Here is a 24,265-nt window from a genome sequence, read left to right on the forward strand (position 1 = left end):
GCTTTCCTGTATCGCTCCTACGTTTCTCGCATGGACAACGACACCGGCATCCGCCCGTTCCACGTCGACATCCCGCAGGCCGAGCTGGACGACCTGCGCGATCGCCTCACCCGCGCCCGCTGGCCCCGGCAGGCCTCCGGAACCGGCTGGGAACGCGGCGTTCCCGTCGACTACCTCAGGGAACTTGCCGATTATTGGACGAACGGCTTCGACTGGCGCGCGCAGGAGAAGACGCTGAACGAGCACCCGCAGTTCGTGACGACGATCGACGGCCAGGACATCCACTTCCTGCATGTCCGCTCGCCCGAGCCGGACGCGCTACCGCTGATCCTGTGCCACGGCTGGCCGGGCTCGTTCGTGGACTTCCTGGACGTGATCGGGCCGCTGACCGATCCCCGCGCGCACGGCGGTGACCCGGCGGACGCCTTCCACGTCGTGATCCCGTCGCTGCCCGGCTTCGGGTTCTCCAACCCGGTGCGGGAACCGGGCTGGGGCAACCTGTTCCGGGTGGCCGCCGCGTTCGGGGAACTGATGAGCCGGCTCGGCTACCAGCGGTTCGCCGCGCAGGGCGGGGACATCGGCGGTGGCGTGACCACGCTGCTGCCCATGGCCGCCCCCGGCCGCGTGGTCGCCACCCACCTCAACGGCCCGTCGCCGTACCCGTTCGGCCCGCCCGTCGAGCCGGACGGCCTGTCCGGCGCGGACCGGGCGCGCGCCGAGCGATTCAACGCCGCCCGCCAGGACGGCCTCGGCTATCTGCACCTGCAGTCCACCCGGCCGCAAACCCTCGCGTACTCGCTGACCGACTCGCCGATCGGACAGCTGGCATGGATCGCGGAGAAGTTCAGGGAGTGGACCGATCCGGCCGCCGAACTGCCCGAGCACGCGGTGGACCGCGATCGGCTGCTCACCAACGTGAGCCTGTACTGGTTCACCGGCTCCGGCGCGTCCTCGGCCAACATCGTCTACGAGGGCATGCGCGCCTACCGCGAGATCGCCGCCGCGCGGTCCGGCGACGACCGGGCCGGGTGGCCGTCCGCGCCGACACCGCCGCAGGGGATCGCGGTGTTCGCGGCGGACATGACGATCCGCGCGCCCGCCGACCCGGCGAACACCGTCGACCACTGGTCGGAGTTCGACCGAGGTGGCCACTTCCCGGCGATGGAGGCACCCGGCCTGCTCGTCGGCGACCTGCGCGAGTTCTTCCGCGTCGCACGATGATCCCCACGGCGAGAAGGCGGGAAGAATCGTGTCATGACTTTCACGACACCGCCAAGAACCGCCGCCTGGCGGCATCTCGACGCACGGGACGGCTTCGAGGTGACCTACTTCCAGCCTTCGGACGACGGCCTGCGCATCGAAGGATGCACGACGGCGGTCGAGGAGGGCCAGACCTGGATCGTCGACTACGCCATCGAGCTGGACGCCACCTGGACCACGCGAAGCGCGCGGATCACGGGACGCTCGGCCTCGGGGACCCGGCACACCCTGCTGGAGGCCGACGGCTCCGGCCACTGGCGGGTCGACGGCACCCCGGCCCCTCACCTGGACGGCTGCCTGGACGTCGACCTGGAGTCCTCGGCGATGACCAACACCTTCCCCGCGCATCGGATGGGCCTGCGCGTCGGCGAGAAGTCGGCCGCCCCCGCCGCCTACGTACGCGCCACCGATCTCTCCGTCGAACGGCTTGAGCAGGACTACGTCCGCGTCGCCGACGAGGGCTCCCGGCAGTGCTACGACTACAGCGCCCTGGTCTTCGACTTCGCGTGCCGCCTGGTCTACGACGAGTCCGGCCTCGTGCTCGACTACCCCGGGATCGCCGTACGCGCGGCATGACCTTCCACCGAAGTGGCGCGGCGGCCCGGCTCTCGGGCCGCCGCGCCGTTTCGGCCGCCAGGCGGGTGACCGGTGCTCAGGCCGGGCGCGACCCGCACCTGGCCGACCGGTACCGTGACCGGCCGCTCGGGCGAAGCGCGAACGATCACCCCTTCGCAGTCCGAAGCCACCACGCGAGACTCGTACGGGAGGGTGGTGAGGTGTCAGGGCTTTCTCCGGGGGCCGTGGAGCGGCTCCCCGGCCTCCAGACGCTCGACGTAGCCGACGATCCTGCGTTCTCGGGTCTCGGCCTTCTTCGCCTTCTGGATGGTGAGCAGGATCTGGTAGCTGTTGCTCCTGCTGAGGGCCTCGAAGGCCGTCGCCGCGGCGGGAGAGGCGTCGAGTGCCGCCCGCAGGTCAGGGGGGACCTCCGCCGTGCTCGGCGGGGCGTAGGCCGCGGCCCAACGGCCGTCCGCCTTGGCCAGCTCGATCTGTTCGAGCCCGGCCGGTCGCATCCGGCCCTCGGCGATGAGCGCCTCGACCTTGGCGCAATTGATCTTCGACCACGAGCTGCGCGCCTTGCGCGGCGAGAAGCGCTGGGCCCACCAGCCGTCCGGCACGTTTCCCGAGAAGGCCTTGCCGTCGATCCAGCCGTAGCACAGGGCGACGTCCAGGGCCTGTGACCTGGTGACCGAGGGCACCCCCGTCCCCTTCTTCGGCAGGGCGAGCCAGACCTCGTCGGCGGTCCGGTGGTTCGCCTCCAGCCAGGCGGCGAACTCGTCGGCCGAGGCGCAGCGCAGGTTGTCGTCCGTCATCGAATACCTCCAGCGTGGAGCCCCCGGCCGCGCTTCGACTGTGGGGAGAATGTCAACGTCGCACCGGATCCCCACCTCGGCCGGGGCCGCCCGCCCGAGACCCCGTGCCGCTTCCCGTCCGATTCGATCAGCCGTGACGTTCGCGTTTGTCTGCGACCAGGTTATGCCGACAGCCTTTTCAGGACAACGGGACCACCATAAGGATTACTTATTGAGCCGGTGAGGCATCTCTTATCGAACCCGAGGCGTCCCGGATGGCGAATTCGTATCGCCGTGGCATTTGATCGACCCGAGAGGCATCCCTTATTGCGACGTCATTGCCCGTCCGCCACCGCGGTCGTAGCCTCGTGATCGGAGCACCTTTTTTCCTCATCGAGACGGCCCCCTGTTCGCCTTCGCGCAACAGAAAGGAAAACCGATGTCCATCACTTATCCCGAGGCCGAACTAGAGGTGCGTTACAGCGAGCCGGGGGTGGAGCCCACTTCGTGGCCGGAGACCCTGGGCGTGCTGGAGACGGCCGAGCTTTTCTGGCTGACGACCGTCCGCGCCGACGGCCGTCCCCATGTGACACCGGTGGTCGCGGTGTGGCACGACGGTGCCGTGTACTTCACCACCGCTTCGATCGAGCAGAAGATGCGCAACCTTGAGCACAGCGGAAAGGTCGCGGTGACGACGGGGAACAACCTCTGGACCAAGGGACTCGACGTCGTCGTCGAGGGCACGGCCACCGAGGTCACCGCACCCGAGGCCCTGCCGGGGATCATCGACGCGTTCGACGCGAAGTACGGCGCCCACAACAGCTGGAGCCTGGAGCTCGTCGACGGCGTCGCCCAGGTCGCGGGCCACCCCGCGGTCGTGTTCCGCGTCGAGCCGGCCAAGGTGTTCGCGTTCGGAAAGGAGCCGCCCGCGCAGACCCGCTACCGCTTCGCCACGGCCTGACGCGCCACGAGCCCGAGGCGTACGGACCCGGGATCGGTGGTCACAGGACGTCGGCGAGCGCGGTGCCGAAGTCGGCGTGCCGGAACGTGAACCCCGCGTCGCACAGGACCCGCGGGGCCGCGCGCAGGCTGATGAGCGCCAGCTCGTCGGCCGCCTCGCCGAGCACGGCCCGGACCACCGCCTTCGGTACGGGCAGGTAGACGGGTCGGCGGAGTGCCCGGCCGAGCGCCCTGGTGAACTCGCCGTTGGTCACGGGTTCCGGCGCGCACAGATTGACCGGTCCCGAGACGTCCGGATTCTCCAGGAGGAACCGGATGGCGGCCACCTCGTCCGGCAGGCTGATCCACGCCACGTACTGCCTGCCGTCGCCGAGCCGCCCGCCCACCCCGAGCCGGATCTGCGACCTGAGCAGGCTGAGCAGGCCGCCGTCGGACGACAGTACGAGGCCGGTGCGCAGCAGCACGACCCGGCTGCCCGCGTCGCGCGCCACCGCGGTCGCGGCCTCCCAGTCGACGACCATCTCGGCGAGGAAGCCGGGACCCACGCCCGACGTCTCGTCGACCACGCCATCACCGGTGTTCCCGTAGAAGCTCAGGCTGGACGCGTTGAGCAGGGTGGGGATGCCGTGCTCGGCGACGGCTTCGGCCAGTGTCCTGGCCGGTTCGATGCGGCTGGCACGGATGCGCCGCTTGCGAGCCGCGTTCCAGCGGCCCTGGAACGACGAGCCGCACAGGTTTATCACGGCGTCGACGCCGTCGAACGCGTCCCGCGCGATCGTGCCGGACGGGGGGTCCCACCGGTGTTCGTCCTCCGCCGCCGGTTCGCGCCGGACGAGCCTGCGTACCTCGTGACCCGATTCGCGAAGCTCGGAAACCACTGTTCTGCCGATAAGGCCGGTCGATCCCGCGACGACGATCAGCATATGATCCACGGTACTTCGCCGGTATTGTCCCGCGTCAAGTTGGCGGCGGGTTTCCACGGCGAGAAAACCCGGAAATCGTCCGCCGGGCAGATCGGGAACGGACCTTCGCGGGCCGATTCACGGCGATGTCGTCATGCGGCCAATGGAGGGTGAATTCGAGCCTGCGGGTATGAATACGCCCGGCCGAAACCAGGGATCCGAAGGCGCTCCGCGACCCGATTAAGGGTATTTCTCACGATATGAGATGACAAAGACGGAGATGATCGTCGGTGCTGAGCCGGTTCCGGCCGGGCGGGCGATAGCCTGATCCACATGGAGGAGCGCGACGGAGTGGAGATCATCGCCTTTGTGGACGCCGAGGCGTTCGAGGGCTGGCTCGCCGAGCATCACACACGCCACGAGGGGCTGTGGATCAAGCTGGCCAAGAAGAAGTCCGGCATTCCGACGGTCACCTCCGACGAGCTGGTCGACGTCGGGCTGTGTTACGGCTGGATCTCCGGGCAACGGCTGTCCCTCGACGAGCAGTACTACCTGCAGAAATACGTACCGCGCCGGTCCAGGAGCCTGTGGTCACAGGTGAACGTGGACAAGGTCGCGATGCTGACGGCCGCGGGGCGGATGCGCGAACCCGGGCTGGCCGAGGTGCGCAAGGCGCAGGAGGACGGGCGGTGGGCGGTGGCCTACGAGTCACAGAGGACGGCGACGGTGCCCCCCGATCTCGCGACGGCGCTCGACGCGAACGCGGAGGCCGGGAAGGCGTTCGAGGCGCTCGACAAGACCGGACGCTACCTGGTGATCCTGCCGTTGCTCCAGGCGCTCACGCCGGAGAACCGGAAGGCCCGGCTCGACAAGGTCGTAGAAATGCTGGCAAAGGGCGAAAAATCGAGATAAGCCGCCCCAGGCACAGTGGGCTCGTACTCGTACCTTTTCGCATCTAATATGCTGGGCTGCGAGTGACAGGGAACCAGGGAGACCGGACGTGATAGGCGACGACGACATCTCCGGGTGATACCGGAAGCGATCGGCCACCGGCGGGCGCGTAGGAGCGCAGGCGCCGTGGCCGTGGCCCATGTCGTCATTCCCCGATCCGACCCCTGCCGGGCGGCTCCGGCGCGCCCGCGTCCCACACGAGGTCTCTCGCATGTCCGACGCGTTCATCATCTGCTCGAACCTTTCCTTCTCCTGGCCCGACGACACCCCTGTCTTCCGGGACCTGTCCTTCACCGTGGGCGGCGGCCGTACCGGCCTCGTCGCCCCGAACGGCGCCGGTAAGAGCACCCTGCTCAAACTGGTCGCCGGTGAGTACCGGCCCGGCGGCGGGACCGTGTCCGTCAAGGGCGTGCTCGGCTATCTCCCGCAGAGCCTGCCGCTGACCGGCGACCTGACCGTGGCCGAAGTCCTGGAGATCGCCCCGGTGATCAGGGCCCTGGACGCCATCGAGTCCGGAGACGCCGACGAGGAGCACTTCACCACGATCGGCAACGACTGGGACATCGAGGAGCGCACCCGTGCCCAGCTGGACCGGCTCGGCCTCGGGGAGATCTCCCTCACCCGGCGCCTGCGCACCCTCAGCGGCGGCCAGGTCGTCTCTCTCGGCCTGGCCGCACAGCTGCTGAAGCGGCCCGACGTCCTGCTGCTCGACGAACCGACCAACAACCTCGACCTGGACGCGCGCCGCAAGCTCCACGACGTGCTGGAGGACTGGAACGGCTGCCTGCTGCTGGTCAGTCACGACCGGGCACTGCTGGACCGCATGGACCGCATCGCCGAACTCGACCAGGGCGAGGTCCGCTTCCACGGCGGGAACTTCAGCGCGTACGAGGAGGCGGCGCGCGCCGCGCGGGAGGTCGCGGAGAAGAACGTCCGCGACGCCGAGCAGGAGGTCAGGCGGGAGAAGCGGGAGATGCGGCAGGCCCGCGAGCGGGCGGCCCGCCGGGCCGGAAACGCCGCCCGCACCCTCAAGGACGCCGGGCTGCCGAAGATCTTCGCCGGGACGATGAAGCGCGACGCCCAGGAGTCGGCGGGAAAGGCGAACGAGGTCCACTCCGCGCGGGTCGGCGACGCCCAGGCCCGGCTCGACGAGGCGGGCCGCGCCCTGCGCGACGAGCAGAGGATCACGCTGGAGCTGCCCGGCACCAACGTCCCGGCCGGACGCACGGTCTTCCTCGGCGAGCGCATGCGGGTCCACTACGGCGAGCGGGCCCTGTTCGCGGGAGCGGGCGCCGACCTGGCGATCCGGGGACCCGAGCGGATCGCGCTGACCGGCGCGAACGGCACCGGAAAATCCACCCTGCTCCGTCTGATCAGCGGCGACCTTGAACCGGGGGGCGGCCTGGCCAGGCGGGCCGACGGCCGGGTCGCCTACCTGTCGCAACGGCTGGACCTGCTCGACCTCGGCCGTACCGTGGCGGAGAACCTGGCCGCGTTCGCGCTCGGGATGCCGCGGACCCAGCGGATGAACCTGCTCGCCCGCTTCCTGTTCCGCGGCTCCCGCGTCCACCTGCCGGTCGGGGTGCTGTCCGGCGGTGAGCGGCTGCGCGCCACGTTGGCCTGCGTGCTGTACGCGGAACCGGCGCCCCAGCTGTTGCTGCTGGACGAGCCCACCAACAACCTCGACCTGGTCAGCGTCGGCCAGCTGGAGAGCGCGCTCACCGCCTACGAGGGCGCGTTCGTGGTGGTCAGCCATGACGAACGTTTCCTCGCGGAGATCGGGATCGACCGCTGGCTGCGGCTCTCCGAGGGCCGGTTGCTGGAGACGGGAGCCCCCTCGGACGGCCCGGGGCGCGGGACGACCTCCCCATGACGTACGGGCGGGCCGGGATCATGCCCGGCCCGCCCGTACGTCATCGTCGATCCGGCCGACTACGGGGTGGTGACGCTCCGGTACGGGTGCGAGTCCGCGTCGACCGGCGGGGTCGTCCGGTGATCGCGCCGCGAGGCGAGCAGCACGGTCGCGACAACGGTCTGCACCGCCACGACGAACGCCAGCGTCACGGGTGAGCTGACACCCAGCAGGGCCATCGTCGCGTTGAAGCCGAAGTGGACCGCGATCGACGCCGCGACCCCGGCGCGCTCATAGGCGTAACCGGTCAGCAGCGCCACCGGGATGACACTGATCGTGAACAGCAGCCCGCTCAGGCTGAACAGGCCGAATCCGGCCTGGATGGTCCCGGGGATGAAGAACAGCGGCAGGTGCCACACCGCCCAGACGACACCCAGCAGCAGTCCGGCCTGGAGGCGGCTCTTCGACGCGCGGAGGCGCGGGTACGCCGTACCGCGCCAGCCGGGCTCCTCGGACAGCGGACCGGCGATCAGCATGCTGATGAAAAACGCCACGGGCCCGCCGACGGTCGAGACCAGGGTCTGCCCCGCCGCCAGGTCCACCGCGGGACCGCCCAGGAAGGACGCGAGCAGCGCGGCCACCACCACGGTCGCCGATGCCAGCACCAGCAGGGGGAGCACCCAGAACAGCCGCGTACTCAGCTGGAGTCTCACCGTATGGGCGGGTACGGGTTCGCGGCGGCGGGCCCGGCGTGCCCGGATCACGATCGCGCCGATCATCGGGCCGAAACCGGCGAGCAGGTGGGGAAGGACGGTGGGGAAGGTCATCGCCGATCCACCGAGCATGATCGCGGTAAACCAGAAAGCCCAGCTCGTGGTGAACGTGACGGCCCAGAAAACAGCCAGGTCGTTGTTTCGGCGAACGGGGGGTGCGGTGGTCACGTCTTTTTCCCTTTCACGTACGGATGTCGCACGAGGGAATTCCTGATTCCCTCTGCGTGGGACGAGCGGAAACTGCGGTCGAGGCGTTCTCGGCGGCGAGCCAGGGAGGAGCGAAAACAAACGCGGCGCCCGGCCGACCCCTACCGGCCGGAATCGTGGGCCAAGGAGTTCTTCCTCCCGTCGGGAGAATCCGGCCGCTCCGCGGCGCGCGTCTCCCGGGGCGTTTCCCCGGAGGTTTCCCGGAGCCGATCGGCGAGCCAGCCGGTCACCTGCGCGAGCAAGTCGGCGTCGACAGGCCGGCGCAGCAGCCGGGGATAGGAGCGCACCGACGGACGACCGAGGTCACGGCGCAGCAGATGGGTGAGGTAGGGGATCCGGTGGACCTCGACCTCACCGGGCACCAGCCTGCGGATCTCGTCCAGGTCCGCGGGGTCGACCTGGATGTCCTTGTCACCGGTGATCGCCAGGACGGGGACCCGAATGTTCGCCAGGTCCGGGCGCGGGTCGTGGTCGAGCAGCTCCCGCAGCCACCGGGCGTTCACCGGCATCCCGGCGACGCGCGCCACGTCCGTGCCGGTCGTCTTGATCCGGGCGAGCTGCCGGGCGGCCAGCACCCGCAGGGCCGGCAGCAGCGGCCGTACGAGCACGGGGAGATCGCGGGCGATCATCCCGGCCTGCCAGCGCAGGGCGTTCTCCCCCAGACGGGCGAACCCGGCCAGCAACACCACCGCTCCAACCTCCGGGTGCGCGCCGAGGGACATGGCGTGAACGGCACCCTCGCTGTGCCCGACCACGCCGATGGCGTCCGCCCGGATGTCGGGCCGCCCGGCCAGGGCGCGGAGCGCGGCGGCGGCGTCGCGCCGGTTGTCGACGAATCCGGTCGCGCGCCAGTCGCCGGGGGTGGCGCCGACGCCACGCCGGTCATAGCGCAGGGTGGCGATCCCGCCCTCCGCGAGCGCGGCGGCCATCGGCGGCCCGAACTCCATGCGCAACCGGCCGGTGTTGGCGTCGCGGTCCAGCCGTCCTGATCCGTGCAGCAGCAGGACGGCCGGGTGCGGGCCGGGACCCGCGGGCAGGGTCAGCGTGCCGGCCAAGGGCAGTCCGTCGTCCGCGATGACTGTCATGTCGACGTCCCGCATGTCCCATCTCCCATCGTTCTCAACTTTGATAACTTTATCGTATGTGAGAACATTAGTGCATGGCAACCGCGGATCTTCTCCTGCACCCCGTCCGGATACGCATCCTGCAGACGCTGTTCGACACCGACCCGATGACCACCGCACAGCTGCGCGACCGCATGCCCGACATCGCACCCGCGACGATGTACCGGCACATCGCCGTGCTGGCCGAGGCGGGCGTGCTGGAGGTGGTGGAGGAGAAACGGGTACGCGGCACGGTGGAGCGCAGTTACCGGATACGCCCGGAGCACGCGGTAATCGACCCCGAGGCGCGAGAGGCGATGACGCGGGAGGACCACCAACGGGTGTTCACCACGTTCGCGGCATCGTTGATGTCGAATTTCGGCCGCTACCTCGAACGCGAGGACGCCGATCCCGTCTCGGACGGCGTGGTCTACCGGCAGGCGGCGGTATGCCTGACCGACGAGGAATTCGCCGCGATGATCGATGAGATCGAGCACGCGGTTCTCTCACGGGTCCACTACACCGAGGGAGACGGCCGCGTCCGTCGCATCGTAAGCCTCGTCGTCGTGCCGGAAAAACGCGGGACGACACAGGCGGATGGCTGACCGACCCTTTCCAGGGCCGGGTTTAAATCGTTCCAGGCTCGGCGTCCGCGTCCGGCGTCCGACGTCCGCGTCCGGTGTCCGAACCGCGGGAAACCCGCCGCTCCCCAGAGGCGGATCACATGCCCGCGCGCCCCGGCCCCCGCAGGTCGCGGCGCGCGAGGCGATTCGCCGCCCCCCGCGCCCCCAACCACAGACCGGGGCGCGGGGCGGCTCGCCGCACCCCGCCCCCCACAGGCCGGGACTCGGGGAGCGGCTCGCCCTACCCCACGCCCCCGACCAGGCAACTCACCACAGACCGGGGCACGGGGTGGTCGCCGTACCCCACGGCCCCCACCGCAGACCGGGGCGCGCGGGGCGGTTCGGCGATCGCCTCAGACGTCGGTGAACGTGGCGCCGATCTCCACCAACCGCTCGACCGCGTACGCGGGGTCGATCAACGCCTCGGGGGTGTGGATGCCCGGCGCCACGGCCTCGCCGCGCAGGCCGAGCAGCCGTTCGACACCGAGGGCGACGCTGAGCGCGGTCAGGGGGCTCTGCCCCTCCGGGTGGACGATGGAGCGGCTCGCACTGAGCGGTGCGCCCGCGGGCCCCTCTCCTTCGAGGTCGATCCTGACCTCGGTGGAAGCGGGTCCGCCGCCGCGCCTGCTCGCGGACTCACCGAACGCGAACGCGAAGCGGACGTTCGGCGCACCCGTCGCCATGGCCAGGCTCGGAACGTCGAGAGTGGGCATGATCTGGCCGGGCAGGACGGTGCCGTCGGCGCTGAAGACCTCCGTCTGCGCGTCGGGGCCGCTGACCCAGTCGAAGGCGCCGTCGCGCCGGACGAGCCCCGCCGAAGTGGCGGCCGTCAGGCGCTGCATGTCCTCCATCGCCGCGGGCCCGCCGATGTCCAGCTCGTCCAGTACACCGCTGACCCGGACGGTGTCGATCCGGTCGAACCTCCTGGCGAGGTCCAGTGCCGCGAGGACGATGATGCCGGCGTACCAGTGGCTGGCCAGCAGGATCGGCGCGGCCCCGGCCCGCTGACCGCCCGCGACGACCTCGGGGGCGATGTCCGTCAGACCGCTGGAGATGCTGAGGTACGGCAGCCCGCGGTCCTGCGCGTAACGCAGTCCGTGCAGTCGGCTGTCCCACAGTGCCGCCACGACCGCCGAGTGGTCATGGTCGGCCGGGAGGCCGAGATCGCCGCGCCGCAGATCGATGGTCACGGCCGTCGCGTTGCCGAGTTTGTCGGCGACACGCTGTGCGCGATCGAGGTCGCGACCCGCGATCGTCAGCGGCAGCGTCGGATGCCACCGGCGCAGAACGGCGGCGGCTCCCGCTCCCGCCTGCCCAGACCCGCCCATGATCAGTACTGATTTCGAATGCTTCACGGTGGTTTCCTCCCACGTCCCCACTAACCTACATTTTGTAACCTACATTTTGTAGCCTAGGGTGAACGACAACGCAAGGGGGACAATGACCACAGCGTCGACGCGCCTGTCCAAGCAGGCCAGGCGGGAGCAGTTGCTCGACACCGCCCTGGCGATCGTGCGCGCCCAGGGCGCCGACGGCCTCACGCTGCTCACCCTGGCGGAGGCCGCCGGGGTGAGCAGGCCGATCGTCTACGACCACTTCGGCACGCGGCCCGGCCTGCTGCTCGCGCTCTACCAGCGACTCGACGAACGACACCGGACCGCGTCGGCACAGGCGTTGCGGGAGGCCGAGCCCACCCCCGGCGAGATAGCCCGCGTCCTGAGCGGCGCGTACTTCATGTGCGCCACCGACATGCCGGAGTGGAACGCCGTTTCCGCCGCGCTGCGGGGGAATCCGGAGATGGAGGCGGTCGAGCGCGAGATGTTCGGTAACTACACGGACCTGATGGCCACGGCGCTGCTGCCGCACTCCGGCCTCACGCCGGAAGCCCTTCGACTGCGCTGCGTCGGCGCGCTGGGCGCGGCCGAGGCGATCGCCGCGGAGCTGAACCGGGGGCGGGCCACCGTCGCAGAGGCGGTCACGGCGCTGACCGACCTGATCGTCGGCAGCATCGCCCCCGGGACCGGCCCGTCGACGACCAACGGTTCACCCGGCTCACACGGCTCGTAGGACCGTCACCGGAAAGCAGGCGGGAGCGCGTCATCCGTGGACGTACCGGGGACAACCTACGACATCCCTCCCGCGGATCCCCCGGAGTGCGCCATGGGCCGGACAGTGGGCCGGAGGGGACACAGCCTCGACACGGACCGGGGGCTTCAGAACAAGCACGCGGATGCCGTGGGCATCGTCCCGGCATCCGCGGTGGTGAACTCGATCTGCCGGTCGCCTTACTCTGGGCGGGAACAGCCTGCCCGGCAGCGGAGTTTCACCGTCGTCACACCGGGTTCATCGGCCGGGCCTCCTCGATCTCCTCAATCTCGTCGATCTCGTCGGTGTTGTCCGCACGGGCGGGCAGGAGCAGGGCGGTGATGACCACGGCCACGGACAGCACCGCGCCGATGACGAAGGCCAGCCGCATGCCGTCGAGGTTGGCGAGCACCTCCGTGACTCCCGAGGACCTCAGGGCATCGGCTCGCGCGCTCATCACGGTGATCACGAGCGCGGTACCGATGGCCGCGGCGACCTGCTGCAGCGTGCTCAGGATCGAGCTGGCGTGGGAGTAGAGCGGCGGCGGAACCGCTCCGAGCCCGAGGGTGAACACCGGGGTGAAGGTCGCGGCCAGTCCCACCATCAGCAGCGCGTGCAGACCGAGCAGCTGCCAGAACGGCATGGTCATCGTGATCTGGGTGAAGCCGGTGAGCGCGAGCGTGATCCCGATCGCGCCGGGAATGACCAGAACCCTGCCGCCGAACCGGTCGAACAGGCGGCCGACGACCGGACCGAGCAGACCCATCGCGAGGCCACCCGGCATCACGAGGAGCCCGGTCTCCAGGGCGCTGAGCTCGCGGACGTTCTGCAGGTACAGCGGCAGCAGGATCATCGAGCCGAGCATCGCCATGAAGGCCACCGACATCAGGATCAGCGCGACCGTGTAGGTGCGGTAGCGCAGGGTCCGCAGGTCCAGCAGCGGCACGCCGCGCTTCTGCAGCGCCAGCTGGCGGACGACGAAGACCGCGATGGCGACCAGGCCCGCCGCCACGATCGAGGCGGCGACGCCGACGTCACCGCCCTCGAACCGGCTGAGCCCGTAGACCAGGCCGCCGAAGCCCGCGGCGGCGGTCACCACGCTCAACCAGTCGATGGTGCTGAACTCGGGCTCTCCGACGTTCTTGAGCTGCTTCAGGCCGCGCCAGGCGATCACGGCGGCGATGGGGAGCACCACGGCGAACAGCAGCCGCCAGGACCCGAAATAGAGGATCACACCGGAGACCGTCGGGCCCATGGCGGGCGCGACCGAGATGGCCAGGCTGACGTTGCCCATCACCCGGCCCCGGTCCGTCTCCGGCACCACCTGCATCAGGGTGGTCATCAGCAGCGGCATCATCACCGCCGTACCGGACGCCTGGACGATGCGGGCGCCCAGCAGCACCTCGAACGACGGCGCGACGGCGGCCAACGCCGTACCGAGCAGGAACAGGCCCATCGCGGTGGCGTACGCGCTACGGGTGGACACCCGCTGCAGGAACCATCCGGTGATCGGGATGACCGCGGCCATGGTCAGCATGAAGGCCGTCGAGAGCCACTGCGCGGTCTGCTCGGTGATGTGCAACGCGCCCATCAGCTGCGGGATCGCGTTGATCATGATTGTCTCGTTGAGGATGACCACGAAGGTGGCGAGCACCAGCAGTCGGACCACGGCCGGAGTGCGACCCGGAACGGCGGTCGCCGGCTTGGCGGGGGAGTCGAGCTGTGGGCTGTGCACGGTACCTCGATCGGGGTTGTCGGACATGACGTGGCCATGACTGGCGCGCAGGCCCGGGGTCTCACAGGAAGTTGTGGGCATGCAAAGACTGACGGACACCACCGACAAAACTCATCGACCGCCCCCAGCATTCCGGCAAGCGCTGTGAAATGTCACCCGGTTTTCACCGGCGGACGGCGACCTCAAGATCACGCGAAGGGATAGCGGATCGCGCTGTGACCTGGGCGGACACCTCACGCCCCCCGCGTCCCGAGGGCCGGGGCACCCCGGTGGCGAGCACCGCGAACCGGGAAGGAAAAACGATCCCGGGCACCGGCCCGAACTGACGGATCCAGGTTCGATGGGATAGGAATTCCAAGATCAGATCTTGGAGGTCGCTCCTGTGGTGTCCGCGGATGTGCCGTCTCAACCGCCGGAGGCGGCTGAACGCCCCCGGCCGTGGCGGCTTCAGTCGCAGGGATACGTGGCCGTCCTCGGCGGGGTCGCCGCCGTCACCGCTATCGCGCTGATCAACGCCGCCCGCCTCGGCGTGCCGAGGAGGGGCAGAGCGCTCATCGCCGGTGCCGGTCTTCTCGGGCTGATCGTGGATGTCGTCATGATCTGGGATGCCAGGGTGGGCCCCGACATCTATGCCGTGTCGTCGGTGTTGCTCGTCCTGGTCGTCCATGTCGTCCAGATGGACGTGCAGAGACCGTACGACCGGGGAGCCCCGCTGCTGTCCAGAGGGAAAGATCACGCGCCGATGTGGCTGGCCGGCGCGCTCGCCGTCCTGACCGGCGGCGTACTCCACTCCTTCACGCTGACCACGCTCACAGGGTGACGCGCCGACCGGGCGCCTCGATCCCGGACCGGGCGGATACGGCGTCTCACCGTGATCTCACCGCGGCGGCCGTTCAGCCGGGCAGTGCCTGTCTACTTGGGGTCGAGGACGTACACCAGGGATGCCCGCGCCGCCGTGGTGGAAGCGCCTGTGGCGACGGCCAGGAGCGCGGCCCGCCAGGCCGCGGCCAGTATGTCCGCGGCGGGCGCCTTGTGCTTCGTCAGCAACGGCCGCAGCGCGGTGGCGACCGGGTCGTCGCGCTCCACCGGTGGCCGCTCACCAAGGATCCGGCACACGGTGAACCGGACGGCGGCGTCGAAGGCCACCAGGAGCGCGGCGCGCACCGCGGGGTGCCCTCTGCTCCCGACCGCCGCCGCGGCTCCCTCCATTCGTTCGACGATCCGCTTCTCCATGTCCTCGCGGACGGTCAGGTACAGGCCGAGCTTCGAGCCGAAGTGGTGGTACAGCGCGCCGGTGGTGACGCTCGCCTTGCCTGCCAGATCGACGACGTTGACGGCCTCGTAGCCGGTGAGCTCGAACTGATGGATGGCCGCCTCGATGAGCCTGGCCTTGGCCGAACCCGGGACCGGTACCCATTCACGCATGGGGAAAGCATAACCGATTGACGTTGGGGCGTAATCGGTTTACGGTCGCCCACATGAGACTGACGTTCCTGTACCAGCCCGTGAAGGACCTCAAGGAGTCGGTCGCCTTCTACCGGGACACGCTCGGATTCGAGGAGTCCTGGCGAGAGGGCGAGTCGACCGCCGCGTTCAAGATCCCGGGTTCGGAGGTCGAGCTGATGCTCGACGTGCCGCCGGACACCGGGCCGAGGTGGGGGGCCGGTGGTTTCTACGCCGTTGACAGCGTGGACGCGTTCCGGCGGTCGCACCCGGAGCTCGACTGGCAGGGCGAGATCGAGATGCCGGGCGGCAAGGGCGCGACCTTCCTGGACCCGGCCGGAAACCCCGTTCACCTGTTCGACCAGAGCACCGCCGGACCCGAGTAGCGGCGGCGTACGGGCACCGGACGGTCCCCGTGGCGCTACCGGGGGGCTGGTCCGTCCAGCCGGTGGTCACCCAGATGAACCTCTCGCTCAACGTCACGCTTCCGTCGTTGCTGGGGAGATAGGTCGTACGCGTCACCCGGGCGGTCTCGGGATCGACGACCAGCTTGATCTTCCAGTCGGTGTCAGGATAGGGAAACCGCAGTTCCTGCCCGCCCTCGACCTCGCCCGCGCTCTCGACGCCCGGAGTCGTGCGAGTGCCCGGAACGCCGCGGAACGGACCTCCGGCGTCGTCGGCAGCTCCGAGATCAGCGTGACAAGTGAGAGGAGAGGGTCACCTCGCCGCTCGGACGCGGACATGGCGCTGTCACGCCCCCGCAGCCCGGCGAGCCACGCTTTCAACGCCTCGGGATCCGCTGGCAGCCTTTCGAGGTCCTCGCCTCGGCCCCCTTGAGCATGAGCGGGGCCGGGGAGCCGCGTCAGGTCCAGGTCGCGGCCTCGGGGTCGATGCCCCGGTCGCGGGCGTTGGCGTCGATGATGTCGCGTAGCCACAGGGTGAGGCCGGGCTCGATGGCGTCGTAGTGGGCCGCGAAACCGGGGTCGGCGACGTACGTCCGTCCCAGGCACACATGCATGGAATGAGTGCAGTAGAAATAGGTGCCGATCGATGCTCGGTGCCGCTCGGCGAGCGTGTTCCCCTCGGCGCTTCCGGGACCGACGCCCGCGCGTTTCGCGGCGGCCAGGTCATCGCTGAGAGCCGAGACGCTCTCCGCGACCCGCCGCCAGTCCTCGGCTGTCATGCCCGCCGTACGCTCGGCGTACTGCGCCCACTGGGCCGTGTCACCCCAGCGTTCGCGGGCCTCGGCGACCCATGACGGCCGCCAGTGCGTGCCGAAGATCGCGACCTGTTCCTCGGCGGAGAGCAGGAGGCCGGCGTGTGTGGCCTCGATCATGCGGTCAACCGCGTTGACCATCCCCTGCAGCCGAGAGATGCGTTCGACGAGTTGCGCGCGCTGTTGCCGCAGGGACACGGCCGTGTCGGCCGCCGGGGCGTCGAGGAGTTCGCCGATGCCGTCGAGGGGCAGGCCGAGTTCGCGGTAGATGAGCACCCTGTGGATGCGGGCGACGTCGGCTGCCGAGTAGAGCCGGTAGCCGCCGACGGTGCGCTCGGACGGACGGACGAGCCCTATCGCGTCCCAGTGGTGAAGCGTTCTGACGGTGACGCCGACGAGCGACGCCGTGGCCCCGACGGTGAGATCATCGGGTGTCACGGCGTCGTCGGCGGCACCGTTCGTCATGCTGTCCAGTCTGGCAGCCGCGACGCGGGGTGACGGGGTCGGAACCGTCGTTCTCAGGCCCCCGGAATCTCGAAGCCCACGGCTTCAAGATTTCGGGCTTCGGCGCTGTGAGGATCGAGAGGGCGGGCCGCGGTCAGCACGACCCGGGTCTTCTCCGGCGTGATGACCTCCAGGTCCACCGTGTTCCACGGGGTCTGCCGCGGTCCCGTGACGCAGCCGGGCAGCGCCTCCTCACAGGCCGCCGCGATCTCGTCGATCTGGCTCAGCACGCACGCGAAACTGACACTCGCCTCGGGAGCCTCTGGGGGCTGGCCTGTCGGCACGCTCGTCGGCACAAGAAGTACGTCCTGGAACGCCCACCGCCGAAGGTGGGTGAGCCTGCCGGGGATCGTGAACAGATCGATGAAGCCGAGCCCGCGAATCCAGAAGTCGACGGACGCGGCCAGGTCGGACGTCGGCACCGTGACGAACATCGGCATGCCGTAGATGCCCCGGTAAACCTCGGGCGGCTCCGCGTCAAGCGCGGGAGTGGGAACAGGACTGATTTCAAACGCGGGATAGTAGTCGGCCATGCGCCCCACCATGAAGCCTTACGCGACGTCAGGGTCAAACTCGACGCCGCCACGACCATCTGGTCACAGATCCCCTTACGGGCAGCCCGAGGCGTTCGGTCATCCCGGCTTGGCTTCGCGTAGCGGACGGAGTCGGACAGTGATCACTTTCAGAACCACACCGCCACCGGCAATCGCTCTCCTCACCAAAACCGGGGAACGGACGTCCGGAACCTCGATCAGGAAACGATCAAGAAACCGAGAAGGCCCAATGGCATAAATCCGAAAGACCCTCGGTGGCGTAAAACCTGCCCAGGAGCCTTCGTGCATATGTGCGGCCGGTATGCATGATCACACCGTGCGCTTCAACGTCACCGAGGTCCTCGATGCTGTCGACCGAGCCGCAGTACGGCCAGGTGACGCATGGTCTTTCCATGACCTGGTGACGGCATGATCTTGGCTGGCATGGATCACGCATGTGATAAGCGCATGGATTTCGGGGGTAGGTCGAACGGAGCAGGCGGCCGGAGCCACAACGTCACCCAGACGACCGCGGTCAGCGTCAGCGAATGCGCGGAGGGAACGCGGCCGCCGGTATTCGCGGTGGAGGGCTCGATGAACACGCGGACAGCTCAGCCCCGGACTGGGATCACCCCGAACATGTTTGGAATCTCCTACGGGCTGGCCGGTCTGGCCACCTGCTGGGGGTACGCGGCCATGCTGGGGGTGGCGCCCGCGCTGGTGGCCGACATCCTGTTCATCGTCACCGCCGTCGTGTGGCTGGTGCTCATCGTCGGCTACGTGTCCCAGGTTCCGCGCCGACCCGGCGGCTGGCGTGCCGAACTGGCCGATCCGGTGCTGGCGCCGTTCGTGTCGCTGATCCCGATCGTCGGCATGCTCCTGGCGACCGGTCTGATGCCCCACGCCCCCACCGTCGGCCGATGGCTGTTCGCGATCTTCGCCGCCGCCACGATCATCCTGGCCGGATGGATCACCGGCCAGTGGATCGTCGAAGAACTCGACCTGGACCGGCTGCACTCCGGCTACGTCCTGCCCGCCGTCGCCGGAGGACTCATCGCCTCCATCGGTGCCGCCCGCGCCGGCTGGACCGCCGTCGCCCACGCGTTCATGGGCATCGGCCTCGTGTCGTGGCTGCTCATCGGCTCCGTCATCATGGCCCGGCTACTGTTCCGCCCCCGCCTGCCCGCACCACTGACGCCCACCCTGGCCATCGAGGTCGCGCCGCCCGCGCTCAGCGGCCTCGCCTACCTGGCCATCACCCACGACAAGGTGGACGCCGTCGCCCTGCTGTTCGGCGGCTTCACCGTGCTCGCCGTCATCGTCCAGCTCCGGCTGATCCCCGTGTACCGCCGACTGGCGTTCGGCCCCGCGTTCTGGTCGTTCGCGTTCCCATACTCCGCCGTCGCCATCTTCGCCCTGCACTGGATCAACTACGGAAAGCCTGTCGGGTACACGGTGTGGGCCTGGTGCGTACTGCTCGCGATCACAGCCTTCATCGCCGTACTAGCCGCCAAAACAACGACCGCCCTCGCCCACCACAAATTCCTGCCCCACCTCCGGTAACCACAGGCACGGCACACCAATCGACAGCTGAGGATCCACTCGCCCTACGAAGAATCCGGCCGCACACAACAAAAAGGCGTAATGCCTGCTCAGAGACTTCCTCACATGGGCGGGGGCAGTACACCTCACATACGCTGCGATCGGGCGCGGTGGCGGTCACGCTTCCCAGGCGTACGCCGCCGCACCACATGTTGAGCACGCAGGCGGATTGGCCGACGCACCCGGAACCCCCATAAGCTCCCGGCATGATCCGCGCTGTGGTCTTCGACGTCGGCGAGTGCCTCGTGGACGAGAGCCGCGAATACGGCACCTGGGCCGACTGGCTCAACGTCCCCCGCCACACCTTCAGCGCCGTCTTCGGCGCGACCATCGCCCGCGGCCTCGACTACCGCGAGGCGTTCCAGGTGTTCCGGCCCGGCTTCAACCTCTATGAGGAACGCGAGAAGCGCGCCAGCGCCGGGAAGCCGGAGACCTTCGGCGAGGAGGACCTGTACGCCGACGTCCGCCCGGCCCTCGCCGCCCTGCGCGGCGACGGGCTCTGGCTCGGGATCGCTGGCAACCAGACCGTCCGCGCCGGCCGCATCCTGCGCGAGTTGTTCACCGCCGACGTCGACCTGATCGGGACGTCCGACGACTGGGGCGCCTCCAAGCCGGACCCGGAATTCTTCATGCGGGTCGCCGAGGTTGTCCCCTTCGAGGCCCACGAGATCCTCTACGTCGGCGACCGCCTGGACAACGACATCCTCCCGGCGGTCGCGGCCGGGATGCACACGGCGCTGATCCGGCGCGGCCCGTGGGGAGTGATCCAGCAGGCCGACCCGGACACCGCCCGCGCCTCGCTACGTATCAACTCCCTGGCCGAACTGGTCGGCGAGGTTCGCGCGTTCAACGCTGCAGCGCGATGAGGGTCGTACGCCACTCGTACAGCTGATCATCCAGCCGCGTGACGCAGTCGAGATCGTTCCACGGCTCCAAGACTCGCCTCACCTCGCGGATCCGCTCCATGCCCGTCGCGTACCAGGTAATCGACAGCTGGGCGAGCGCCTCGACGGCGCGAGCACAGGCAGCCTCCGGATCCCCTTCGGCTGCGGCGACCGCGGCCAGGTCCCCGAGCACGACGGTGCGCTGCTTTCTGTGCTCCTCGGGCAGGTTCTCCAGGGCCTGCAGCAGGGTCTGCCGGGCTTGAGGTAGATGTCCGGCCCTGAGCTGGGTGTTGCCCTTGAAGGCGGCCAGCCGGATCGGCGAGAACCAGTCGAACCACTCCGGCATCGGGGTCTCGTCATTGCCAACCAGGGCGTCCTCGGCATGGCCGACGGCCCGCAGCGCCTCCCGGTGCTTGCCGCATCGCGTCTCGCATTCGGCTTCCACCGCGTACAGCCACGCGGTGAACAAGGCGGGCACCGCATCCGCACGGCGCGCATAAGCGCGGGCAGCGCGAAGGCGCTCGGCCGCACCGTCCCGGTCCCCCGACCACCCGGGCACGAACGCCGAGTGCGCCAGGATCGCGGCACCGAGCAGTTGCTCATCGGCGGCACCGGCCGCCTGCAGCGCCTCGACGAACTTGCCATCCGCCTCGGTCGGCTGCCGCAGATCAAAGAACTCGATGCGTCCCACCAGCAACAGCGACTCGGCCAGGGCCGCCGCGAGATCCCGGCGTGGCCTGCCGCCCATCTCGCTCAGGAGCTGAGTCCCGAAGTGGGCGTGCTCCACTGCGGCGGAGCGGATCAGAGGCGGCTGAACGCGCCAGTACAGCCGCCGGTGCGCCCTGGTCACCGCCGCGTAGTCCACCGCCACCGCGGCGGGCTGCGTCGCGGTCGTCGGGGTCGGCTGTGGCAGCGGCAGCACAACGGGGTGGGCCATCCCTCCGGGCCGGATCGGCGCGGCCTGGCTGGACTGGCCGCCCCAAGGCGGGGTGAACCCGAGCTGCCCGACCGGCATCCCGAGCGTGTGCTCCAGCAGGCGCTGGTGGACGGCGTGCGGCCATGGCGGAGTGGCGCTCTCCCAGCGCCGCACCTGCCGGAGGCTCACCTCGGCGTCGGTCACGCCGAGCTCGGCTCCGGCGCGAGCGAGGGCGTCGGCCAGCGCCTGCTGTGAGGCGTATCCGGCGTGCTGGCGAGCCGCTTTGAGTTTGACGTTGCCTGTCTCTCGGGGCACGGCGGCCTCCACGGTCGATCCATCGAAGGACTTTAGAGTACCTAAAAGACCTCTCCTTGGACAGGAGTGATACTTAAATGACCCATGAAAGTCCTACAGAAGTCCTACTAACGACCTTCCGAAGGCTGTGTTGTAAGCCCAGCATTACAGACAGCGAGTTGCATCGTCCACAAAACGAGCCGCCCGGCGCTGCACACGACCGGACGGCTCTTGATCAGGAAGCGAGTCCTGACCCGTGAACAACCCTAGTGCTCCGGTTCTCGACCGGACCACGGCGAGCGGCTGTGGCTGTTTCGCCGAAAGCCCGCCGCTGCCGATGGGCTGCGCCGACTGCGGACACGCGCCCTACGCTCACGGCTGCCCCGGCCAAAGCGTCGCCCACGAGTACGTGCCGCCGACCGGCGTCCTGATGGCCGAGCGCCTCGACGCGCGCCGCCGCACCGGCCCATCCCCCTTCCCTCTCGTCAAGCAGCCCATCGCCGTGGCGCCCGCCGAGATGATCCCCCTGGTCCCCGCGCAGCGCCGCCCCGACCCGTCCGAAACCGGGCCGGTCGCGCCCGCCACGCCGACGCCGCTGCCCAAGCGGACTCCCCGCCCCGCAACACGCCACGCCGCCACCGCGCCGCCGCGACGCGACGACGGCCGACGCCCCGCACCCCGGCCGGTCGAGAAACGCCAGGACCGCGCGGTCCGCCTGGCGCTCGCCCGCGATTCTCTCGCCCGCCGCCGGGCCCGCACCGCGGCCCGCGCGCACGAGAACAGCGCCACACTCCCGAGCAGCGGACAGCCGACCACCCGGCCGCCGCTCGCCCTCCTCGACCACCAGACCCTCCGGCCGGGGGCCGCCGTCGCCCTCGGCCGGGGCCACTCCCCGGACCCCCCTCCACCCCGACGGTACGAGTCCTGGCGGCAGGAGGTCGCGGCATGAACGCGACCCCGTCGCAGGGCGACACCCCCATGAGCAGGCGCGGCGGCAACCTCCCTTCCCAGGCATGCGCCGCCGCGCCGTCGACCACCGCACCGCTGTCCGCCCCGCAGCGCGCCCAGGACCTGGTCGCCGTCCTGGATAACGTCTACGGCATCAAGGCCGACGTCCACGAACTCGCCTCCGGCAACGCCATCGTGTCCGTCTTCCTCGGGCTCCTCGCCTACACCGACGGCGAGACGTTCTGGTGGACCGGCCCCGGGCGCGGCGACTCCGGTAGTCCGCTGCTCAGTTCCGAGCTGACGCTGCCTGTCGCCGCCGAGCAGCTCGCCGGGCATTACCGGATCCTGCGCGCCCGCCCCGCCACCAGCGTGCTGGAAAGCGAGCTGCCGCTGCTGACCGATGTCCTCCTGGCCAGCTATGTTGTCCCGCAATGACGTCGATGCCGCCCGCGCCGCCCGGCAGGTGCAGCAGTACGCGCCTACCTGGTTGGTCATGTGGAGCCTGCGGCATCGACGCTTCGAGGCATGGCAGTGCGCCGACCCACGCGCGTGCCACATCATCCACGCCAAAAGCGCCGCCGAACTGTGGGACCTCATGCAGCAGATCGAAGTCGAACTGCAGCGGATCTCACCACCGCCGCTTCTGGCCCTGGGGCTCGTTCCTCACCCCCGAGTGCTGCCCATAGGGCCAGGCGAACGAGTCCCACCCCCCGGCATGTCCAAAGACGCAGCGAGGCGGCGGTGAAGAAGCACGCCGAAGCATTGAGCGCCCTACAACCTCGCAAGCCCTACATCACACCGTACGCCGAGGAGAGCCTGGATCTGCCGCTGGCCTTCGAGTGGGCGGATGGATCACCCCAGCTGACCTACCGTGACGCACACCCGCGGGAGTGGATGTTCGGGGCGCTGTGGGCTCGCTGCGGCACAGCGCGGGAGGGGAAGGTCCTGTGGAACATGGTTCACACGCTGCGGCAACGCCGGTGCATGCTGAAACGGCTGTGCCGGGTATGCGGGAAATCGGCCACCGATCCCGGCACCGGGCGCGTCTACTGGATTTTGCCTTCCTCCTTGGTCGGCGGCTTCCGGTCACCCTGGCCCACCGCTCACCCGCCCACCTGCAAGGCGCACGTCGTCGAGGCGCTGGTCTCCTGCCCCTACCTGCGGCGAGAGGCGCCGGTCGTTTGCACGGTCGGCGACTACTCCCCAGTCGGAGTACTGGCCAACCTGTACGGCCAAAACGACGACGGCCGGGTGGTGGAGACCCATCACCAGACCCCCGTCAGCCTGGACGAACCCCACCTGCTGAACCGGGCGCTGGCCACCCAGCTCATCGTCCAGTTCCAGGACCTCCAGCCTGTCGATCGGGGCCAAGAGGCATGATCCACGACCTACCAGAGGAGAAGAAATGCCCTACTGCGGCAATTGCGGCGACACCGGAGTCGTCATCGTGGATGGAAAGGAAGTCACGTGCCTCTGTACGACTGAGTAAGACAGCCCACCCTCTCCACCGAAGAAGCCCCTGCGGGTGAAGCGCTATCAGGGGCTGCCGTGAGGTCAGACGCGGCCGGACGGCGTCTCAGGGACGTTCCACTGAACAGCCGATCGCGAGTGCCAGCCCCACCTAACTCGCCCCCAGGCGAGGGCATCGCCCACTCCTCATGACCAAGAAGGAGAGCGACATGTGCGGCACACTCGGCAGGCGACAACGTCCGACATCTATGTGCATCTGCTGGAGGAGGTGAAGCGAGGTGCGGCCGACAGCATGGACGGGGTCTTGGCCGACCTGACGGCGCGACGGACAAAGCAGGGGAAAGAGGCGTCGTGAGCGCGTTGCTACAAAATGATCAAGGCGTTCCTTGATGATCAAGGAACGCCTTGGTCAAACGTGTGCGGCCGGAGGCACTCGAAACCCCAACCTTCTGATCCGCAGCAAGGTCAAGGTCGTCCACCACCATCCACCCTTGACAGAAAACACCAGTTCAAACAGGCCACTCCGACCTGTGGATTCCACTGCCGTCCATGATCGTCCACGACCGTTGTTAGCATCCGCGTTAGCAACTCTGATCTTGCCCATTCAGATCAGTTCCACCTGGACCCACAGTGGCCCGTACTCGTCGGGTAGCGG

The 24,265-nt window shown here is 69.2% G+C and carries 24 protein-coding genes; 14 read left to right on the forward strand and 10 right to left on the reverse strand.

Features of this window, described 5'->3' with window-relative positions; genetic code table 11:
- Positions 1 to 30: 30 nt before the first annotated feature.
- Together ACW9TB_RS01800 and ACW9TB_RS01805 are read left to right on the forward strand one after the other, a co-directional pair.
- The gene (locus ACW9TB_RS01800) at positions 31 to 1,221 is read left to right on the forward strand and encodes an epoxide hydrolase family protein (protein WP_472746123.1); all 1,191 of its coding nucleotides are present in this window, start codon (positions 31 to 33) and stop codon (positions 1,219 to 1,221) included.
- A gap of 33 nt (positions 1,222 to 1,254) precedes the next feature.
- Positions 1,255 to 1,836, forward strand: coding sequence for a putative glycolipid-binding domain-containing protein (locus tag ACW9TB_RS01805; RefSeq protein WP_472746124.1), 582 nt, complete (start codon positions 1,255 to 1,257; stop codon positions 1,834 to 1,836).
- A gap of 203 nt (positions 1,837 to 2,039) precedes the next feature.
- Here the strand turns inward: ACW9TB_RS01805 and ACW9TB_RS01810 are convergent, their stop codons facing one another.
- On the reverse strand, positions 2,040 to 2,630 hold the full coding sequence (locus ACW9TB_RS01810) for a YdeI/OmpD-associated family protein (RefSeq protein WP_472746125.1): 591 nt from the start codon (positions 2,628 to 2,630) through the stop codon (positions 2,040 to 2,042).
- A gap of 418 nt (positions 2,631 to 3,048) precedes the next feature.
- On the opposite strand from ACW9TB_RS01810, the gene ACW9TB_RS01815 reads away from it, so the two are divergent.
- Entirely contained in the window at positions 3,049 to 3,570 is a 522-nt protein-coding gene (locus ACW9TB_RS01815) for a pyridoxamine 5'-phosphate oxidase family protein (protein WP_472746126.1), read from the forward strand.
- Between the two features lie 40 nt (positions 3,571 to 3,610).
- On the opposite strand, the gene ACW9TB_RS01820 is transcribed toward ACW9TB_RS01815, so the two are convergent.
- Positions 3,611 to 4,492: a TIGR01777 family oxidoreductase gene (locus tag ACW9TB_RS01820; RefSeq protein WP_472746127.1), complete on the reverse strand. Its 882-nt coding sequence runs from the start codon at positions 4,490 to 4,492 to the stop codon at positions 3,611 to 3,613.
- 312 nt (positions 4,493 to 4,804) lie between these two features.
- Here ACW9TB_RS01820 and ACW9TB_RS01825 point away from each other — a divergent pair, with 312 nt between their 5' ends.
- Together ACW9TB_RS01825 and ACW9TB_RS01830 are read left to right on the forward strand one after the other, a co-directional pair.
- A complete protein-coding gene (locus ACW9TB_RS01825) occupies positions 4,805 to 5,383 on the forward strand; it encodes a YdeI/OmpD-associated family protein (protein ID WP_472746128.1) in 579 nt (192 codons plus the stop codon).
- Between the two features lie 250 nt (positions 5,384 to 5,633).
- Positions 5,634 to 7,295, forward strand: coding sequence for an ABC-F family ATP-binding cassette domain-containing protein (locus ACW9TB_RS01830; protein WP_472746129.1), 1,662 nt, complete (start codon positions 5,634 to 5,636; stop codon positions 7,293 to 7,295).
- 59 nt (positions 7,296 to 7,354) lie between these two features.
- Here the strand turns inward: ACW9TB_RS01830 and ACW9TB_RS01835 are convergent, their stop codons facing one another.
- Together ACW9TB_RS01835 and ACW9TB_RS01840 are read right to left on the reverse strand one after the other, a co-directional pair.
- On the reverse strand, positions 7,355 to 8,215 hold the full coding sequence (locus tag ACW9TB_RS01835; RefSeq protein WP_472746130.1) for a lysostaphin resistance A-like protein: 861 nt from the start codon (positions 8,213 to 8,215) through the stop codon (positions 7,355 to 7,357).
- A gap of 140 nt (positions 8,216 to 8,355) precedes the next feature.
- Positions 8,356 to 9,339, reverse strand: coding sequence for an alpha/beta hydrolase family protein (locus tag ACW9TB_RS01840; protein WP_472746131.1), 984 nt, complete (start codon positions 9,337 to 9,339; stop codon positions 8,356 to 8,358).
- A gap of 74 nt (positions 9,340 to 9,413) precedes the next feature.
- Between ACW9TB_RS01840 and ACW9TB_RS01845 the strand changes: the two genes are divergently transcribed.
- Complete coding sequence (locus ACW9TB_RS01845; protein ID WP_472746132.1) at positions 9,414 to 9,962, forward strand: helix-turn-helix domain-containing protein; 549 nt, start codon at positions 9,414 to 9,416, stop codon at positions 9,960 to 9,962.
- A gap of 371 nt (positions 9,963 to 10,333) precedes the next feature.
- Here ACW9TB_RS01845 and ACW9TB_RS01850 read toward each other — a convergent pair whose 3' ends face one another.
- Positions 10,334 to 11,335 carry a hypothetical protein gene (locus tag ACW9TB_RS01850; protein ID WP_472746133.1) on the reverse strand — a complete coding sequence of 334 codons (1,002 nt, stop codon included), beginning with the start codon at positions 11,333 to 11,335 and terminating at the stop codon, positions 10,334 to 10,336.
- An 85-nt stretch (positions 11,336 to 11,420) separates the two neighbouring features.
- Here ACW9TB_RS01850 and ACW9TB_RS01855 point away from each other — a divergent pair, with 85 nt between their 5' ends.
- On the forward strand, positions 11,421 to 12,047 hold the full coding sequence (locus tag ACW9TB_RS01855) for a TetR/AcrR family transcriptional regulator (RefSeq protein ID WP_472746134.1): 627 nt from the start codon (positions 11,421 to 11,423) through the stop codon (positions 12,045 to 12,047).
- Between the two features lie 265 nt (positions 12,048 to 12,312).
- Here the strand turns inward: ACW9TB_RS01855 and ACW9TB_RS01860 are convergent, their stop codons facing one another.
- Positions 12,313 to 13,800 carry an MDR family MFS transporter gene (locus ACW9TB_RS01860; RefSeq protein WP_472746135.1) on the reverse strand — a complete coding sequence of 496 codons (1,488 nt, stop codon included), beginning with the start codon at positions 13,798 to 13,800 and terminating at the stop codon, positions 12,313 to 12,315.
- A gap of 463 nt (positions 13,801 to 14,263) precedes the next feature.
- Here ACW9TB_RS01860 and ACW9TB_RS01865 point away from each other — a divergent pair, with 463 nt between their 5' ends.
- A complete protein-coding gene (locus tag ACW9TB_RS01865; protein WP_472746136.1) occupies positions 14,264 to 14,620 on the forward strand; it encodes a hypothetical protein in 357 nt (118 codons plus the stop codon).
- Between the two features lie 92 nt (positions 14,621 to 14,712).
- On the opposite strand, the gene ACW9TB_RS01870 is transcribed toward ACW9TB_RS01865, so the two are convergent.
- Positions 14,713 to 15,225 (reverse strand): TetR/AcrR family transcriptional regulator, encoded by a 513-nt coding sequence (locus tag ACW9TB_RS01870; RefSeq protein ID WP_472746137.1) that lies wholly within the window; start codon positions 15,223 to 15,225, stop codon positions 14,713 to 14,715.
- 53 nt (positions 15,226 to 15,278) lie between these two features.
- Here ACW9TB_RS01870 and ACW9TB_RS01875 point away from each other — a divergent pair, with 53 nt between their 5' ends.
- Positions 15,279 to 15,629: a VOC family protein gene (locus tag ACW9TB_RS01875; RefSeq protein ID WP_472746138.1), complete on the forward strand. Its 351-nt coding sequence runs from the start codon at positions 15,279 to 15,281 to the stop codon at positions 15,627 to 15,629.
- 476 nt (positions 15,630 to 16,105) lie between these two features.
- Here ACW9TB_RS01875 and ACW9TB_RS01880 read toward each other — a convergent pair whose 3' ends face one another.
- Positions 16,106 to 16,924 carry a MerR family transcriptional regulator gene (locus tag ACW9TB_RS01880; protein WP_472746139.1) on the reverse strand — a complete coding sequence of 273 codons (819 nt, stop codon included), beginning with the start codon at positions 16,922 to 16,924 and terminating at the stop codon, positions 16,106 to 16,108.
- 53 nt (positions 16,925 to 16,977) lie between these two features.
- On the reverse strand, positions 16,978 to 17,508 hold the full coding sequence (locus ACW9TB_RS01885) for a VOC family protein (RefSeq protein ID WP_472746140.1): 531 nt from the start codon (positions 17,506 to 17,508) through the stop codon (positions 16,978 to 16,980).
- A 627-nt stretch (positions 17,509 to 18,135) separates the two neighbouring features.
- Here ACW9TB_RS01885 and ACW9TB_RS01890 point away from each other — a divergent pair.
- The gene (locus ACW9TB_RS01890) at positions 18,136 to 19,059 is read left to right on the forward strand and encodes an SLAC1 family transporter (protein WP_472746141.1); all 924 of its coding nucleotides are present in this window, start codon (positions 18,136 to 18,138) and stop codon (positions 19,057 to 19,059) included.
- Positions 19,060 to 19,304: 245 nt separating this feature from the next.
- Positions 19,305 to 19,964, forward strand: a complete 660-nt coding sequence (locus tag ACW9TB_RS01895; protein WP_472746142.1) for an HAD family hydrolase — start codon at positions 19,305 to 19,307, stop codon at positions 19,962 to 19,964.
- Here the strand turns inward: ACW9TB_RS01895 and ACW9TB_RS01900 are convergent.
- A complete protein-coding gene (locus tag ACW9TB_RS01900) occupies positions 19,945 to 21,225 on the reverse strand; it encodes a transcriptional regulator (protein ID WP_472746143.1) in 1,281 nt (426 codons plus the stop codon). The two genes, ACW9TB_RS01895 and ACW9TB_RS01900, sit on opposite strands and share 20 nt — an antisense overlap.
- Positions 21,226 to 21,448: 223 nt before the next feature.
- Between ACW9TB_RS01900 and ACW9TB_RS01905 the strand changes: the two genes are divergently transcribed.
- The 3 genes from ACW9TB_RS01905 (at position 21,449) to ACW9TB_RS01915 (ending at position 23,520) form a co-directional block, all read left to right on the forward strand.
- The gene (locus ACW9TB_RS01905; protein WP_472746144.1) at positions 21,449 to 22,141 is read left to right on the forward strand and encodes a hypothetical protein; all 693 of its coding nucleotides are present in this window, start codon (positions 21,449 to 21,451) and stop codon (positions 22,139 to 22,141) included.
- The gene (locus ACW9TB_RS01910; protein ID WP_472746145.1) at positions 22,138 to 22,575 is read left to right on the forward strand and encodes a hypothetical protein; all 438 of its coding nucleotides are present in this window, start codon (positions 22,138 to 22,140) and stop codon (positions 22,573 to 22,575) included. The genes ACW9TB_RS01905 and ACW9TB_RS01910 overlap by 4 nt, the downstream gene beginning before the upstream one ends.
- Before the next feature lie 306 nt (positions 22,576 to 22,881).
- Positions 22,882 to 23,520 (forward strand): hypothetical protein, encoded by a 639-nt coding sequence (locus tag ACW9TB_RS01915; RefSeq protein ID WP_472746146.1) that lies wholly within the window; start codon positions 22,882 to 22,884, stop codon positions 23,518 to 23,520.
- Positions 23,521 to 24,265: the final 745 nt, after the last annotated feature.

The sequence above is a fragment of the Streptosporangium sp. H13245 genome, assembly GCF_055690525.1.